13 protein-coding genes and 1 other RNA gene are annotated in these 13989 nt (G+C 60.9%); 7 read left to right on the top strand and 7 right to left on the bottom strand.

Translation table 11 applies throughout. The features are described from left to right. Positions 1 to 67 precede the first annotated feature (67 nt). Together R5R33_RS04810 and R5R33_RS04805 are read right to left on the bottom strand one after the other, a co-directional pair. Positions 68 to 2053, bottom strand: a complete 1986-nt coding sequence (locus R5R33_RS04810) for a M48 family metallopeptidase (protein WP_318954911.1) — start codon at positions 2051 to 2053, stop codon at positions 68 to 70. Between the two features lie 9 nt (positions 2054 to 2062). Then, complete coding sequence (locus R5R33_RS04805) at positions 2063 to 2659, bottom strand: LemA family protein (RefSeq protein ID WP_318954910.1); 597 nt, start codon at positions 2657 to 2659, stop codon at positions 2063 to 2065. Between the two features lie 310 nt (positions 2660 to 2969). Between R5R33_RS04805 and R5R33_RS04800 the strand changes: the two genes are divergently transcribed. Next, entirely contained in the window at positions 2970 to 4160 is a 1191-nt protein-coding gene (locus R5R33_RS04800) for an acetyl-CoA C-acyltransferase (protein WP_318954909.1), read from the top strand. A 71-nt stretch (positions 4161 to 4231) separates the two neighbouring features. Here the strand turns inward: R5R33_RS04800 and R5R33_RS04795 are convergent, their stop codons facing one another. The 4 genes from R5R33_RS04795 to R5R33_RS04780 all read right to left on the bottom strand — a co-directional run bounded on the left by R5R33_RS04795 (position 4232) and on the right by R5R33_RS04780 (position 7797). Beyond that, complete coding sequence (locus R5R33_RS04795) at positions 4232 to 4831, bottom strand: BON domain-containing protein (protein WP_318954908.1); 600 nt, start codon at positions 4829 to 4831, stop codon at positions 4232 to 4234. A 3-nt stretch (positions 4832 to 4834) separates the two neighbouring features. After that, entirely contained in the window at positions 4835 to 5428 is a 594-nt protein-coding gene (locus R5R33_RS04790; RefSeq protein ID WP_105101674.1) for an SIS domain-containing protein, read from the bottom strand. A 27-nt stretch (positions 5429 to 5455) separates the two neighbouring features. Further along, positions 5456 to 5815, bottom strand: coding sequence for a YraN family protein (locus R5R33_RS04785; protein ID WP_318954907.1), 360 nt, complete (start codon positions 5813 to 5815; stop codon positions 5456 to 5458). 77 nt (positions 5816 to 5892) lie between these two features. Then, positions 5893 to 7797, bottom strand: a complete 1905-nt coding sequence (locus R5R33_RS04780) for a penicillin-binding protein activator (RefSeq protein ID WP_318954906.1) — start codon at positions 7795 to 7797, stop codon at positions 5893 to 5895. Between the two features lie 35 nt (positions 7798 to 7832). On the opposite strand from R5R33_RS04780, the gene rsmI reads away from it, so the two are divergent. Further along, positions 7833 to 8675 (top strand): 16S rRNA (cytidine(1402)-2'-O)-methyltransferase, encoded by an 843-nt coding sequence (gene rsmI / locus R5R33_RS04775; protein WP_318954905.1) that lies wholly within the window; start codon positions 7833 to 7835, stop codon positions 8673 to 8675. A gap of 55 nt (positions 8676 to 8730) precedes the next feature. Beyond that, positions 8731 to 9093: RNase P RNA component class A (rnpB, locus tag R5R33_RS04770), an RNA gene on the top strand. A 73-nt stretch (positions 9094 to 9166) separates the two neighbouring features. On the opposite strand, the gene R5R33_RS04765 is transcribed toward rnpB, so the two are convergent. Next, complete coding sequence (locus tag R5R33_RS04765) at positions 9167 to 9844, bottom strand: phosphoadenosine phosphosulfate reductase domain-containing protein (protein ID WP_318954904.1); 678 nt, start codon at positions 9842 to 9844, stop codon at positions 9167 to 9169. Between the two features lie 555 nt (positions 9845 to 10399). On the opposite strand from R5R33_RS04765, the gene mraZ reads away from it, so the two are divergent. From mraZ to R5R33_RS04745, 4 genes are all read left to right on the top strand, one after another. Further along, positions 10400 to 10843, top strand: coding sequence for a division/cell wall cluster transcriptional repressor MraZ (gene mraZ / locus R5R33_RS04760; RefSeq protein WP_318954903.1), 444 nt, complete (start codon positions 10400 to 10402; stop codon positions 10841 to 10843). A 59-nt stretch (positions 10844 to 10902) separates the two neighbouring features. Next, positions 10903 to 11829 carry a 16S rRNA (cytosine(1402)-N(4))-methyltransferase RsmH gene (rsmH, locus tag R5R33_RS04755; RefSeq protein WP_318954902.1) on the top strand — a complete coding sequence of 309 codons (927 nt, stop codon included), beginning with the start codon at positions 10903 to 10905 and terminating at the stop codon, positions 11827 to 11829. Positions 11830 to 11835: 6 nt separating this feature from the next. Further along, positions 11836 to 12111 carry a cell division protein FtsL gene (gene ftsL, locus R5R33_RS04750; RefSeq protein WP_318954901.1) on the top strand — a complete coding sequence of 92 codons (276 nt, stop codon included), beginning with the start codon at positions 11836 to 11838 and terminating at the stop codon, positions 12109 to 12111. A 107-nt stretch (positions 12112 to 12218) separates the two neighbouring features. Further along, the gene (locus R5R33_RS04745) at positions 12219 to 13979 is read left to right on the top strand and encodes a peptidoglycan D,D-transpeptidase FtsI family protein (protein ID WP_318954900.1); all 1761 of its coding nucleotides are present in this window, start codon (positions 12219 to 12221) and stop codon (positions 13977 to 13979) included. The last annotated feature ends 10 nt before the right edge of the window (positions 13980 to 13989 follow it).

Here is a 13989-nt window from a genome sequence, read left to right as displayed (position 1 = left end):
AACAACAAAGCCGGCATTTTGCCGGCTTTGTTGTATCAGGCAGAGCGCCCTTCGCGGCCTTTGCCGATCAGTTAGCAGTGGTCGCAATGGCGCGCTCATCCTGTCGCAGTGGTGAGTGCGAAACACCCTGCAGTGGTGGCATGGGGCAGTCAAGACAGTCTGCCACCGCGCGCAGCAGCTCGACTTCTGTTCCGCACACCAGCCCGTCGTGCGCCAGAGTGGTGGCGAGAGCCTTGAGCAGAGCGGGCTTTTTCAGTGGGGCGGTATCCCGGGATATGGCCAGCGCCTTGTCCAGTCGTTGCAGGTTGATATCCCGCGCAGCGGGCAGGGGGACGGGTGTCTGTCCGAGTGTTGCCAGACCCGCCTCGTACGCGCGTTTCGCATTCAGATAGTCTGTGTTGCCGGCATGGGCCATAGCTGCAAGTAAAAAGCGCTGTGCGTCCGCCTGCGCACTTCCTGAGCCGCCGCCCACAGGCACCTTGCGCTGAACATCCGGGTTGGTCTCCAGGCCGTGTATCAGCACCCGATATAGCGCCCATTCCCATATCTCCACTTTGCCGTCTGCACGCAGTAACTTGATCAGGTTGCGCTTGAAGATCTGGTACTGCTGCGGGGCCAGGGCCTTGAGCGCGGGCACACACAGGTCCAGCAGGGGCAGGCGGCAGATGACGGGCAGCTTTGCCACCGCGGGCTGCAGTCGATCGAACTCCCGCAGCGCCGCTGGATGGGCGGATTTCTCCAGCAGTGTGCGCTGTAGCTCGAACTGCGAAGGGCACATCATCAGCGCATAAACCACAGCGCGGGCGGCAAAGGGTTCGTGAGCCGCAGCCTTGAGGTCACCGGGGATTTGCGCCAGCAACGCGCCACCCAGTGCAAGCTGGTTGGCGGATGGCTGCGCGATATTGTTATCCACAGCCTCCAGTACCTCATCCAGACGGGAGCGGTATTGACTGTGATCTGCTGACGGCGAAGGGGAATAAACCTCCGCGGAGTAGATGCCAGAGACCTGGTCGCTGTGTGGCGCTGCGGCAGCGGGTGCCGCGGCGCCCCCCCAGCCTTTCCACTGTGGATCCAGGCGGCCTATTCGCGCGGCAAGTGGTGGGTGGGTCGCGAACAGTCCAAGCAGTGAGTGTTTCAGCCCGCTGGCGAAGTACATATGACTGAATTCACCAGCGTTGGCGGCGCGCAGGTTTGAGCCCTGCTGGTGGTGACCGATTTTCATCAGCGCGCCTGCGATGCCCTGATGGTTGCGGGTGAACTGCACCGCTGAAGCGTCCGCCAGGTATTCCCGCTGGCGGCTCACCGCGGACTTGATCAGGTTGCCGAAAAAGGTGCCGGTGTAGCCGATCGCGACGAGTCCGGCGCCAATGCCAAAGAGCGCCGCGCGGCCACGGCTGTCGCGACCGCTTCCCCAGTAGCTGCCGCGCAGCAGCCAGCTGCCCACCAGGCCGATGAACAGAATGCCGTGCAGCAATCCGACAATGCGGATGTTGAGGCGCATGTCGCCATTAAAGATATGGCTGAATTCATGGGCCACTACGCCCTGCAGTTCGTCGCGGTTCAGCTGTTCGATACAGCCGCGGGTAAGGCCGATCACGGCATCCGCAGGCTGGTAACCGGCGGCAAAGGCGTTGATGGCATCGTCATCCAGCACGTAGACATCCGGTACCGGAGTACCCGAGGCGAGTGCCATTTCCTCTACCACATTCAGTGCGCGCTGCTCTGCCAGATCTCGCGGTGCAATATTGATCTTGCGCCCGCCGAGGGATTCCGCCACCGCGCGCCCGCCCGCTGCAAGCTGCTGCAGGCGGTAAAAGCTCGCAAGGGCAATCACCGCGGTGATGGTAATGGCGATGCCGGCGACGGTATCCCAGCCCAGTGCCGCAAGCATTTCTCCAAGGCCCGCTTCCGCTCCCGGTGCACCGGAAGCTCGGCTGGCAAAGGCAAAAAACACGGTGGTGATGGCAATTAGCCCGATTACTGCCGCCGCAAATAACAGCACCAGCAGGGTGGTATTGCGACGGGCCTTGTCCTGATATTCAAAAAAATTCATAGGATTGCGTCAGAACTGTACCCGGGGTGCGACCTGGAACGCTTCCGAGTCTGCGAACTCCAGCAGTTTGCCGTTTTCCCGGTGGCCGAAGAAACTGGCAAAAAACACCGGCGGGAAGCTCTGGCGGAAGATGTTGTAGGTGGTGACGCCGTCGTTGAACGCCTGGCGCGCGAAGGAGACCTTGTTTTCTGTACTGGTCAGTTCTTCCATCACCTGTTGAATGGTCTGGTTGGCTTTCAGGTCGGGGTAGGCTTCCATCACCACGCTGAGGCGGCCGAGGGCGCTGGCAAGCGCGCCTTCCGCATTGCCAAGATCGGCGATGGCAGCGGCGGAGCCGGGGTTGTTTGCAGCGGCTTTCAGGCCAGCCAGTGCCGAATTGCGTGCACTGATTACCGCTTCGAGGGTTTCCCGCTCGTGCTTGAGATAGCTTTTGGCGGACTCCACCAGATTGGGGATCAGGTCGTAGCGGCGCTTCAGCTGGACTTCGATCTGTGCAAACGCGTTTTCGTATCGGTTCTTGAGAGAGACAAGGCGGTTGTAAATGCTGATGAGGTAAAACGCCAGGGCGGCGAGAACTACCAGCCAGACAATGGTCGAAATATCCATAACGTGCGCATTCCTATCGTTGTGTGTTCTTGGGTTGTGCGTTCCTGGGATGAACCTGTTGTTATCGGTCACAGCAATTGAGGCGAATGGGTTTATCCGCGCGATTGCGCAAGATACTAACATGGCCGCCGCTGCCGGGTGCCATGGCGAATACAGCCAACGGCTATGGCGAATACAACGGCGAATACAACGAAGGGCGGATGGTATCGAGCGCCGGAGTGTGGGGTATAATCCGCCGCAAAATAACCATTCATCGCGATCCCGGTCAGCCTGAGACGGCGATGTCCGTTACAACTGGAGAAAATTCAGCATGAGCGAGCAACTTACAGACCCTGTGGTCATTGTCGGTCTTTCCCGTACCCCCATGGGGGCCATGCAGGGTGCCCTGTCCGGGTTAAGCGCGCCGGAGCTTGGCGCTGCTGCCATCCGCGGCGCCCTGGCCGATGCCGGCGTGGCGGCGGCGGATGTGGACGAAGTGCTGATGGGTTGCGTGCTCCCGGCAGGTCTTGGCCAGGCGCCTGCGCGCCAGGCAGCACTGGGTGCCGGTATTCCGGAGGGTACACCCACCACCACGGTCAACAAGGTGTGTGGCTCTGGCATGAAAACCGTGATGATGGCGCGGGACGCGCTGCTCTGCGGTGACGCCAAAGTCGTCGTGGCCGGCGGCATGGAGAGCATGAGTAACGCGCCTTACCTGCTGCCGAAAGCCCGCGGCGGCATGCGCCTGGGCCACGGCGAGGTGTTGGACCACATGTTCACCGACGGTCTGGAAAATGCCTACGACGGTCAGCTGATGGGTAATTTCGCCGAGTGCACCGCGGACAAGTACAGTTTCAGCCGCGAAGAGCAGGACAATTTTGCGTTGGAATCTCTGGCGCGTGCCAATGCGGCCATCGAAGCCGGCGCGTTCAAGCGCGAGATTACTCCGGTGACCATTAACAGTCGCGGCGGAGAAGTGGAAGTCGCGGTGGATGAAGGCCCCGGCAACGCCCGCCCGGAAAAAATCCCGCAACTGCGTCCGGCCTTCCGCAAGGACGGCACCGTGACCGCGGCCAACGCCAGCTCCATTTCTGACGGTGCTGCAGCGCTGGTATTGATGCGCGAGAGTGAGGCAAAGGCACGAGGCTTGAAGGTGCTGGCAGTGCTGCGCGGCCAGAGCCAGTTTGCCCATGCGCCGGAGTGGTTCACCACCGCACCGGTAACCGCGATAGCCAACCTGCTGAAAAAGATCGGCTGGCAGGCAGGCGATGTGGATCTGTTTGAAATCAACGAAGCCTTTGCCGTGGTTACCATGGCGGCGATGAAAGAGCTGGATTTGCCCCGCGACAAGGTAAACGTCAACGGTGGTGCCTGTGCCCTCGGTCATCCCCTGGGCGCCAGTGGTGCGCGCGTCATTGTCACCCTGCTGGCGGCGCTGGAAAACCGCGACCTGAAAAAAGGTGTGGCGAGCCTGTGTATCGGTGGTGGTGAGGCAACGGCGATTGCGATCGAGCGCCCGTAAATAATTCAGGCACCACCCCATAAAAAACGGAGGCCTCGGCCTCCGTTTTTTATGGGGTGGTGTGAGGAAACCTAGTCGATATATTCCACTGCTTTTACCACCTTCTGCACACCACCGACGGTGCGCGCGACTTCCGCGGCATTCTCCGCTTCCTGCCGGGTGAGCAGTCCCATCAGATAGACCACGCCGTATTCTGTCACCACCTTGATGCGGCCGCTGTCGATTTCCTTGTCCGCCATCAGCACACTTTTGACCTTGGTAGTCAGCCAGGTGTCATTGGTGCGCGCGAGCAGGGAGGAGGTACCGCGTACCTGAACCTCATTGTAAACCTGGCGCACCGTGTGCACCTGCTGTGCAGTGCGCCCGGCGAGATCACGCAGTTCAGGGCTCTGTACCTGACCGGTGAGCAGCACCACACCGTTGAAGGCAACCACGTCGATATTTGCCGCTTTCAGGTCTGGGTGCGCCTTGCCAATGTTCACATTGGTGATGGTTTCCAGCTGCTGGTCGTCGATAAAGGTACCAAAGGTCCGCTCGCCCGGATCCGGCTGTATCGGACCGTCGTGAGTGGCATCGAGTACCGTGGAGCAGCCGGCGAGCACGGTGAGCGTGCTGGCGGCAATCGCGAGTTTGAGCGGCTTGAAAATCCCGGTTCCTGTATTTGATTGCATGGTTCAGTCCTCGTATCCACCAAACAGGCTGCTGTCGATCAGGTCGCACAGGCAGAAAAGGGTGAGCATGTGTACCTGGTGTACCTCGGAGGGAACCTCGGAGGGTACATGCAGCTCGATATCGTGCACATCCAGCAGCGCGGTGCAGTCGCCTTCGCCCTCGCCACCGGTCAGTGCCAGCACACCCATGTCGCGGTCGTGGGCTGCGCGAATCGCTTGTACCAGATTGGAGTCGCGGCCATCGGTGCTGATGATCACCAGCAGATCACCGGGGTGACCGAGGGCGCGGACCTGGCGGGCGTAAGATTCGGCGCGGCCGTGATTGCGGGCCACGGTGCCGGTGGTGATGGCGTCGCCATTCAGAGCCAGTGCCGGCAGCCCGGGGCGCTCGCGTTCGAACCCGCCCATCAGCTGTGCGGAGAAACTCTGCGCGAGCGCGCCGCTGAGCCCGTTGCCACAGATCAGCAATTTGTTTTCTGCGAGCAGCGTGTGCACGATCATTTCGCTGGCTTCGGCAATCAAAGGTGCCAAAAGTTCACCGGCATTCATGGTTGCTTCAATGCTGCGGTGAAACAGGGTTACAACGCGCTGTTCCATCTGTTCTGAGGTTTCCTTTGGGTGAGCCTATTGCCCGAAGGCATTTTTTATCCAGTCGACTTTCAGTGAGCCGGCGATTTTATCCTGTTCGATGCAGATCACATCAAACCGGCAGGGACAGTCGAGCCGGCGATATTGCAGGTAGCCGTTGGCGGTGGCGAGCAGTTTTTTCTGCTTGCGATAGTCAACGGATACACCGGCGCCGCCAAAATTGCGGTTGCGCCGGAAGCGCACTTCGATAAACACCAGCGTGGCGCCATCGCGGGCAATCAGGTCTATTTCGCCAAAGCGACCGCGGAAATTCCGCTCGACAATGCGCAGGCCGGCACCGGTGAGGTGCCGCTCCGCCAGTGCTTCCATCTGGTTGCCAATACTCGTGGTATCCATGGAATTCCCTTTCTATGGATTTTCAGTGCGTCGGTTAATTTTCGACGCGATCTAATTCTTGTTGCTGCCTGCCTGGATCAATCTGCGCGCACGCTGTCATCGGTGAGCGGCGTTTCGCTCGCAGAGGTGGTGATGGGCACTGGTTTGCCCTGGTCGATCTTTGCCCAAATCTGCTCGCGTACAATACGGCCATCGGCTGTCAGGCTGAGCGAGCCGGTGAGTCCGTACACTCGTTGGTTGGGGAACTGGCGCAGCATTGGCAGGCGCGGGTACAGGCGGAACGCATCGGCGCCGAGCGCGTAGAGGCGCGCGAAAGCCGGTGCCGGGTCCGCCTGTTTAACGATATTGCGTTTGGTCTGATTGTCGTCCTCAAACAACCACGGCAGCGCGGTGAAGCGCACGCCGTTAAGGTCGCGGTCGCGTTGCGGATCGACGTTGCCGGCAAATACCTGCGACGTGGAGAACACCGGCAGTTCACCGGCGTAGAAGTACGACAGCATCGGTTTGATCTGGCGCGCCTGCTGCGGCTGGGCCAGCACGAACAGCATATCCACGTCGCCGCGGCGACGCGGGGTGAACTTGAGCGGGGATGCCAGTTTGCGGCGCAGCTCCGCCTCACGGCTCTTGCTTTCGGAAATCAGCAGCGCTTCGCTTACCAGCTGGGAGAAATTGCTGCTGTCGGTGTAATTGCGGCTGATACTGATGGTACCGCCGAGATTGTTCCACTCTGCGGTAAAGGCCTCAAGGCCGCGTTGTCCCCAGCTGGACTCCGGGGCCAGGATCATCGCCTGGCGGTGGCCCTGGCGATAGGCCTGCTGGGCGACCTGGCGGGCTTCATCCTCAATCGCGAGGCCGAACTGTACCAGGTCGTCGGTAAGGCGGCCCTCATCGCCATAATTCAGCGCCAGGGTAGGGACGGGCAGTTTTTCTGTGGCCAGCAGGTTGGCCACTTTGTCCTTATCCAGCGGGCCGACAATGGCCTGGGCGCCGTTGTTGACAGCGGTCTGGTAGATTTCGTCAAACGCCTGTGCTGTGCCGGTGTCGTACACCTGTACCTGCGGTGTGGGGACGCCCGCATCCAACGCGCTGTAGTAGGCCGCCATGAATCCGTCGCGGATGGCGCGACCAGCGGAGCCCAGGGGGCCGGATAGCGGCAGCAGTAGAGCGACATTCTGCGCGCGTTGGGATGCCACGCGCTCCAGCAATTGCAGTGCCTGGGGCGGATGGCTGACCGCGGTGTGGCCCGGCCACTGCTGGCGCCAGCGGCTCAGTGCGGTGAGCTGGGTGCTTATGTCCGCCTGGGTATCGCGACCGAGCAGCGCCAGTTGGTACCAGGCACGCATTTTCGGATCCAGGGTTTCTTCCGCGCGCTGACGCAGCTCGCTGGAGGGCAGCTGGGTAAGCAGTTGCCACAGGCCGTCGTTGTTGCGGGAGATGGCGTCATCTTCCCGCGCCAGGGTGGCGATGCGCTGGCGCTCGGCGATACCGCTGTCGATGTCGCCCATCAGGTTCCACAGATCCGCGCGCAGCACACGCAGCGGCAGTGCGGTTTCGGCGGGAATCTGGTACCAGGCCTGTTCCAGTCGCGGGGCGCTGACCAGATCGAGGGCGGTGAAAAAGTCATCCTCCGCGGCCAGTGCACCACCGTAGACCTGGGCGTAGCGGGCGTACTCGGGGTCCGTCAGCTGCTCGGCGTCGATAGTGCTGGCCGCTTGCCGGGCCGTCGCGTTATCGCCCAGAGTGTATAGAATGGCGGCCGCCTGCAGCTGTGCCTGATCCTTTGCCGGCGATGGCAGTTGGCGTGCACTGTTGAGCAGGCGGATAGCATTTTGCCGGCTAGCAGTAGCGAAATTGCCGCTATCTGCAGGGATCTGCGCGTTTGGCTCGCTGCTCGGGGTCTGGCATCCGGCCACGGACAGCGCCAGGGCGCCGGCAGCGAGACTATGAATGATGAAGGGGATGCGCCGGTACAGGGCGGACATATTCTTCTCCCACAAAACTTATTCTGGAGTGAACTATGGGGCTGGATAAAGCGGTGCTTTATATCGTCGCGACGCCCATTGGCAATTTGGCGGATATGGTACCGCGAGCCGTCGAAGTTCTACAATCCGCGGATCTGGTGGCTGCGGAGGACACTCGTCACAGTCAGAGACTTTTTTCGCACTTTTCCATCGATTCACCGCTGGTGGCCTACCACGACCATTCGGACGACCAGCGCACCGAGAAGATTCTCGAGCGCTTACAGCAGGGACAGACCGTGGCACTTATCTCCGATGCGGGTACCCCGTTGATTTCCGATCCCGGCTACCGGCTGGTGCGGGAAGCTCGCGAGCGCGGCTTTGCGGTGGTACCTATTCCCGGCCCCTGTGCATTTGTCGCGGCGCTGTCCGCCGCCGGTCTGCCCAGCGACCGCTTTACCTTCGAGGGTTTTCTGCCCGCCAAATCGCTGGCTCGGGAGAAAGCCCTGCAGGCGCTGGTGGGGGAAACCCGCACCATGGTGTTTTACGAGGCGCCGCACCGGGTGCTGGACACCCTGGAGGCCATGCGCCAGAGCTTTGGTGATACCCGCGAAGCGGTGATCGCCCGCGAACTCACCAAGGCATTCGAAACCATCCATCTGCTGCCGCTGGCGGAGCTGGTGGAGTGGGTGCGCGCCGACAGCAACCAGCAGCGGGGTGAGATAGTGCTGTTGGTGCGGGGGGCGGACGAGGCCAGGGCCTCCGAGCTGGACGCGGAGTCGGAGCGGGTGATGAATCTGTTGTTGGCCGAGCTGCCGCCCAAGCGCGCGGCGGCGGTAGCGGCGGAGATCACCGGGGTGAACAAAAAGCTGCTGTACAACTGGTCGCTGGAGCAGAAGTAGCTGCGGGCACCGTTTAGCGCTTGCATCTGGCGTCAGTGGTTATTAACCTTCGCGCCGAGTCAGCCAGACAATCGCTGTTGCGCCGCTTTCGGGTGGTGCGGTGGAGGAAAGTCCGGGCTCCATAGGGTGGGACGCCAGGTAACGCCTGGGGGGCGCGAGCCTACGGAAAGTGCAGCAGAGAGTAGACCGCCGATGGCCTTTCGAGGCACAGGTAAGGGTGAAAGGGTGCGGTAAGAGCGCACCGCGCGACTGGTAACAGTTCGTGGCACGGTAAACCCCGTTCGGAGCAAGACCAAATAGGCCCTCTATAGGTGTGACCCGCACTGAGGGCGGGTAGGTCGCTTGAGGTGTGTGGTGACACACATCCCAGATGAATGATTGTCCTCGACAGAACCCGGCTTATCGGTTGACTCACCTAATTCCAGATGCCTGGCAACCGCGGCGCTCACGCCGCTGGTTGGCTGGTTTCAGTGTCGCAGCGGGCTTGCGGATTATTTCTGCAGCAGTAGCCCGCATTCTCTGTGCTCTTCCCCTTTGGTTGGATCAAAGTACACGTCGTTGTCCGGCAGGTCGTTGTCGTACACATACTCTTCGACGTCAATTTCCTTGAGGTGAAACATCGGTGCTACGCGGATGGTGCCGTGGTTGCCTTTGGTGAAAATATCCAGTCCCTGGCGATGGGCATTCTGGTCGTGGCGGATGCCGTTCAGCCACACATCGGGCTTCAGCTCCTGCATGGCGCGGTTGAAGGGTTCCAGTTTGACGGTGCGCGAAAAGAAGTCGTGTTCCGGGGTATCCAGCGGAGGGATGCCGCCGTAAACCGCGTTGTAGTGAGCGGCCGACATTTTTGGCGAAAAGGTGTGCAGGTTCAGATTCAGCAGCTTGATGACCTTCTCGATGTGACGGTAGGTTTCCGGGGTGTTGTAGCCGTGGTCCACCCAGATCACCGGGATGTCCGGTTTGGCGCGCGTGACCAGATGCAGGAAGGCAATGGCCAGCGGGCGGAAGTTGGTGAATACCACCGGGTTTTCCGCCTCGGCGATGGTGAATGCCATGATTTCGCTGGGCTTGCTGGATTTGAAACGCTGGTTGAGCGCGTCCAGATCCGCACCGTGATGAAAGGTGCGGGAGGGGGATGTCTGTGTGCTCAGTCCTGCTGAAAAGCCCATGGCCGGATTCCTGCTGGTTGTCGGATAGCGCAAAGCTACAGGGACTTGAATTCCATTAAAAATAATAAAAGCTGATTTTTATATGCTTCCTCGTTCTATGCAGCCCGCCTGACGGCTGGTTTCGTGTTGCCGCTGCATTCCATTCCGGCTCCCACGGGGTGTGCCAGGGTGGCGGCAGTCCGTAAGCGCCCGCTCACTTTATGCCAATTCTTTGCCCATCAGCGAGCTCCCGTACAAAGTTAAAGTAACTTGTCAGCTTGCCAAAGTAAGTACTTGCTCTGTTGTGCATTTGCTCGCCGGCGCCTCTGGGTGAAATGTGAACACTTCGCCTGTAGGCCGCGAAATTACTGGGTTTTTTACCTTTACGTGCTGTGTATTTCCTTGACTTTACGCCACCCAGATTTATAGTGTCCCAAGTGGAGAAAAGTGGAAAATTGTGGGTCTCGGTGGGGTTGAAGTGGTTGTGAGTGGTTAATCACGCTTCATCGGGGCAAATCACACGGATTTCACTTTGCACAAATAACACGCAGCCAGAGCAAACAAAGAACCCGATCCATGTATCTGGGAAGTCACGCAATCAACATGGACGCCAAAGGGCGTCTGGCAATTCCGGCGCGAGTTAGGGACTCGCTGCTGGAAGATTGTGGTGGACGCCTGGTCGTTACTGCGCATACGGAAGAGCGCTGCCTGCTCGTCTATCCTGAACCACAGTGGCGCGAAATTTTGCCTAAGATTGAGGCGCTGTCCAGTTTCAACAAGGTGGCGCGTCGCGCTCAGCGGCTGCTGATCGGCTACGCCTGTGAATTGCAGGTGGATGCCAACGGCCGCGTGCTGATTCCGCCGACCCTGCGCGAGTACGCGGGGCTGGAGAAGAAGCTGATGCTGGTGGGGCAGGGCAAGAAGCTGGAACTCTGGAGTGAGGATCGCTGGATGTCGTGGCTCGACGACAGCGAGGGGGACGGCGACATGCCGGAGGAAATGGCCTCCCTTTCCCTGTAAGTGGCGGGTGAACAAGTGGCCGCACAAACGAATTTTTGACAATCACAGGAGAGCATCGGGTGTCCCAGGAACTGCATCGCAGTGTGTTGTTGCGCGAGGCTGTGGACGCCCTGGTGGTGGACCCGGACGGCTTTTATATCGATGGGACTTTCGGTCGCGGTGGTCACAGTGCGCTGGTGCTGGAGCGGCTCGGCGAAGCCGGTCGGCTGCTGGCGGTGGACAAGGACCCACAAGCCATCGAATTTGCCCACAGCCGCTTTGGCGGCGAGCCGCGCTTCGAGATCTGGCACGGGTCTTTCGCGGATATGGATCAGGCCGCCGCAGGCATGGCTGGTCAGGTAACCGGAATCCTTCTGGACCTGGGAGTGTCCTCGCCGCAGCTGGACCAGCCCGAACGCGGCTTCAGCTTTATGCAGGACGGCCCGCTGGATATGCGCATGGACACCAGTCGCGGTATCAGTGCGGCCGACTGGGTCAACAGTGAATCCGAGGCCGAGCTGGCGCGGGTCTTCAAGGAGTACGGCGAAGAGCGTTTTGCGCGCCGCATGGCTGCCGCCATCGTGCGCCGCCGGGTGGAGAGGCCATTTGAGCGCACCCTGGATCTGGCGGAAGTGGTCAAGGCGGCCAATCCCGCCTGGGAGAAGGGCAAGCACCCGTCCACTCGTGTGTTCCAGGCGATCCGTATTCATGTGAACGGCGAGCTGGACGATCTGCAGCAGGCGCTGGAAAAGTCGCTGGCACTGCTGAAGCCGGGTGGTCGCCTGGTGGTGATCAGCTTCCACTCACTGGAAGACCGCATGGTAAAGCGGTTTATTCGCGAACAGGAGAAGGGGCCACAGCTGCCTCGCGGGCTGCCGGTGATGGACAGCCAGATTCACAAGACCCTGCGTTCCGTGGGCAAGGCGGTCAAGGCCGAGGCGCAGGAAGTAGGTGAAAACGTGCGCTCACGCAGCGCGGTAATGCGCATTGCCGAGCGCCTGGGATAGCGCACGGTGAGCGGAAACAGATTATTGCTGGTGTGCCTGTGGGGGTTGGTGATGATGTCGGCCCTCGGGGTAGTGCACACCACCCAGCAGAGCCGGGCGTTAACCGCGCAGCTGGGGCAGGCGCAGCGTCATCGCGATGAGCTGCGCTACGAGCAGGAGCGACTGCTGCTGGAGCGCGGGGCCTGGTCGGCCTACAGCCGTATCGAGCAGGTGGCCCGGGAGGAGCTGGATATGCGTGCTCCGACACCGGCGGAGCGGGTGCTGGTGCCCTCCGGGCGTTGACGCCGCTTTAGCTCCGTTAGGCAACCGGAATACGAAAAAAGCAAAAAGGCACGGCCGCAGGAAGGGGTGCCGAATCGATAAAAACAGGGTAGGGACAGGGATCTGCCATGGGCGCAGTGAAAAAACAGCAACCACAGCCGGGTATTGCCCGCTGGCGCTTCGCGCTGGTGGCCGGCATGCTGTGCCTGCTCGCCGTGGCTCTGGTGGTGCACCTCGCTGGTCTGCAGGTGCTGCCGGAGCAGGATAAGGGTTACCGCTTCCTGCAGGATCAGGGGCGCGCCCGCACCATCCGCACCGAAGAAATTGCCGCCTATCGCGGCTCCATCGTCGACCGCAACGGTGAACTGCTGGCGGTCAGCACACCGGTTCAGACCATCTGGGCCAACCCGCAACTGCTGAAAGAAGCTTCCGAGCAGGAGCTGCGCGCACTGGCGTCCGCCTTGGGAACGCCCGCAGCGCAATTTGCCAAGCGTCTGGAAAAGTACCGCAACAAGGGGTTCATGTACCTGCAGCGCCATATGACGCCGGAGCAGGCGCAAAAGGTGCTGGCTCTGGATCTGGCCGGGGTATACAGCAAGAAGGAATACCGCCGTTTTTACCCCGCCGGTGAGGTCACCGCCCAGTTGCTGGGCTTTACTAATATTGACGATCGCGGTCAGGAAGGGCTTGAGCTCGCCTATGAGCAGTCCCTTGCCGGCGAGCCCGGCAAGCGCCAGGTAGTAAAGGATCTGAAAGGGCGTACGGTGCAGGATCTGGCGGTGAAGCAGGAGGCGCGTCCGGGGCGCGACATGCAGCTCACCATCGATATGCGCCTGCAATACCTCGCCTATCGGGAATTAAAGAAGGCAGTGGCGGACAACGGCGCCGCTGCTGGCTATATGGTCATTCTGGATACTCGCAGCGGCGATGTGTTGGCGATGGCCAATCAGCCCTCGTTCAACCCGAACAATCGCCAGGGCGTGAAGGCTGCGGCAATGCGCAATCGCGCGCTGATCGACCAGTTCGAACCGGGCTCCACGGTTAAACCGCTGACCGCACTGGCGGCACTGGAGAGTGGCCGCTACCAGCCGCATACACCGATCAACACCAGCCCGGGCTATATCCGCCTGCCGGGGAAAACCCTGCTGGACCCGGTGAACTACGGCCTGATCGACCTGACCAAGGTGATTACCAAGTCCAGTCAGGTGGGAATCACCAAGGTGGCGATGGATCTGGAGCCGGAAACCCTGCGTGAACTTTTTTACCGGATGGGGCTCGGAGAAGCGGTCGGCACCGGGTTCCCGGGGGAGGCTCCGGGGATACTACCCAGCCGCACACGCTGGCACCCCATTGAGCTGGCCAACTTTGCCTTCGGCTACGGTTTAACAGTGAACGCCGTGCAGTTGGCCCAGGCCTACAGTGTGGTCGCCAACGCCGGGCTCAAGCGCCCGGTTTCCCTCATTATGGAACCGGGTAAACAGGCGGCCGAGGCGGAGCGGGTTGTCGAGCCGAAACTGGCGCGGGAAGTAACCGCGATGCTGGAAACAGTGATCAGCTCCGTCGGCACCGGCAAGCGCGCCGCGGTGGAGGGATACCGTGTGGCCGGCAAGACCGGCACTGTGCACAAGGTGGGCAGTGAAGGCTATGCCGATAGTCGCTATCGCTCGGTATTTGCCGGTTTTGCGCCTGCAGAGAACCCGCGGCTTGCGGCTGTGGTCGTAATCGAAGAGCCCAGCACGGTCAAATACTCCGGTGGCGAAGTCGCCGCACCGGTATTTGGAAAAGTCATGACCGGCGCCATGCGACTTTTGCAGGTGCCGCCGGAAGAAATTGCGCCCGCTGAGCAACAGCTGGCGAAGCAGCTCGACGAGAGAGGTACAGCGTCGTGACCCAGCGCAA

The organism is Microbulbifer pacificus, from assembly GCF_033723955.1.
GTDB lineage: Bacteria > Pseudomonadota > Gammaproteobacteria > Pseudomonadales > Cellvibrionaceae > Microbulbifer > Microbulbifer pacificus.
This window is presented reverse-complemented; position numbering and strand designations above follow the sequence as displayed.